Raw genomic sequence first — 1,990 nt, forward strand, 5'->3', positions numbered from 1 at the left:
GAACGGTCGCAGTCCGATCATGCGCGCGAGGACCACCGGCCCGGCGAGCTGGGCCACCGCCAGGTCGCGGTCCCCGGGGATCAGGGTTCCGGCGGACTCGGCGGTGGACAGGACGGCGTGCAGGGGGGCGGCGTAGGAGTCCACGACGCCGCGGCGCAGCTCGCCCACCTCGTCGTCGTCCCCGGCACCCCGGCCCATCGCCAGCCATCCCCACATCGACTGCTGGAGCGGGGCGTCCTGGATCAGGCGCGTCATGGACGTGCACAGCTGGACGAGTTGATCGCGCACCGGGGCGTCACTCGGAGGCGGCTCCGGCGCCGGCAGCAGGCGCCGGAACGCCGCCGCGATCAGTGAGTCGGTGGAGGGGAAGTTGCGGTACAGCGTGGTCCGGGCGACGCCGGACACGCGGGTGACCGCGTCCACCGTCACCGCCGCGGCACCACCTGACAGGAGCAGGTCCACCGCGGCGTCCAGGAGTTTTCCCCGCGAGCGGGCGCGGCGCGGATCGGTCGGAGACTGCATGGGTCCATTGTGACGGCCCCCGGTGGGATACGGTGTGGTGACCCGACCGATACCGGCGGTATCGTTTCTTCAGATGTCGCCACCTCCGACCCCAGGGAGCCGAAGTGCTGGAACTGACCACCGGACGGCGCCGCTGGCTGCTGTTCGTCAACATCGTGGCGGTGTCGCTGGTCGTCGCCACGATGTCCGCGCTATACACCTCCCTCCCGGACATCGCCGTGGCCACCGGGGCAACCCAGGCCCAGCTCACCTGGATCGTCGATTCCTACACGCTGGCGCTCGCCGCGCTCGTGCTCACCGCAGGCGCCCTGGGCGACCGCTTCGGCCGCCGGGCCACCCTCATCGTGGGGCTGGCCCTGTTCACCGTGTCCTCGGCCCTGCCCATCTGGCTGGACTCGCCGCTCTGGGTGATCGTCCTGCGTGCGGTGGCCGGAGTGGGCGCGGCGTTCGTCATGCCCTCCACGCTCTCGCTGCTCACCGCCAGTTTCCCGTCCGAACGTCGCGGCTCCGCGGTGGGCATGTGGGCCGGGTTCGCGGGTATCGGCGGGATCGTCGGCCTGCTCAGCTCGGGGGTCATGCTGGAGGTGTGGTCGTGGAAGGCGATCTTCGTGGTCTACTCCGGCATCGGTCTGCTGGTGCTCCTGGCCGCCCTCACGATCGGTGAATCCGTGGCGTCCCGGCACGGGCGGCCGGACGTGCTGGGATCCGTGTTCTCGGCGCTCGCGGTCGGCGGCGTCGTCTTCGGCCTCATCGAGGGTGCGCACACGAGTTTCTCCGACCCCCTCGTCGTCGTCACCCTCATCGTGGCCGCGGTGAGCCTGCTGGCCTTCGTCCTGGTCGAACTCCGTGCCACCGACCCACTCCTCGACGTGCGGTACTTCCGCCGCCGGGGCTTCGCCACGGGTTCCATCTCCGTCGGGATGCAGTTCCTGACGATCTTCGGGTTCTTCCTGCTGATCGTGCAGTACCTGCAGTTGGTCAAGGGGTACGACCCGATCGCCGCCTCCCTGGCGTTGGCACCGATGGCGCTGCCGGTCCTGCTCTTCTCGTTGGTCTCGCCCCGCATCACCGCCGTGGTCGGACTGCGGGTCGTCTCCGTGGTGGGCGTCGGCGCGATCGCGGCCGGGATGATCCTGCTCTCCCGGCTGGGCGTCGACTCCACGTACTGGGACATCATGTGGCCGATGCTCGCGGCGGGCGTGGGTCTGGGGCTCTCGACGGCGCCGGCGACCTCGGCGATCGTCTCTGACATCTCCGTCGACGAACAGGGGGTGGCCGCCGCCGTCAACGACGCGATGCGCGAGGTGGGAGCCGCGATCGGCATCGCGCTCTCGGGCAGCATCCTGGCCGGCCGCTACGCCACCGGGATCGTCGACGTCCTGCCCGGCGTGCCCGAGTCCGGGCGGCAGGCGGTGGAGAGCTCGTTCGCCGGCGCGGTGGAGTTCGTCGCCGTGGCCGGGCCGGCGCT

Annotated in this window: 2 protein-coding genes; one reads left to right on the forward strand and one right to left on the reverse strand. The window is 71.0% G+C overall.

The window, feature by feature from the left end; genetic code table 11:
* Positions 1-522, reverse strand: a 522-nt coding sequence (locus G6018_RS13150; RefSeq protein WP_182639844.1) for a TetR/AcrR family transcriptional regulator, incomplete at its 3' end; no start/stop codon positions are given.
* A 104-nt stretch (positions 523-626) separates the two neighbouring features.
* Here G6018_RS13150 and G6018_RS13155 point away from each other — a divergent pair.
* The coding region (locus G6018_RS13155) for an MFS transporter (RefSeq protein ID WP_182639845.1) at positions 627-1,990 on the forward strand (1,364 nt) is incomplete at its 3' end.

This window comes from Dietzia sp. DQ11-44 (genome assembly GCF_014145205.1).
GTDB classification, from domain to species: domain Bacteria; phylum Actinomycetota; class Actinomycetes; order Mycobacteriales; family Mycobacteriaceae; genus Dietzia; species Dietzia natronolimnaea.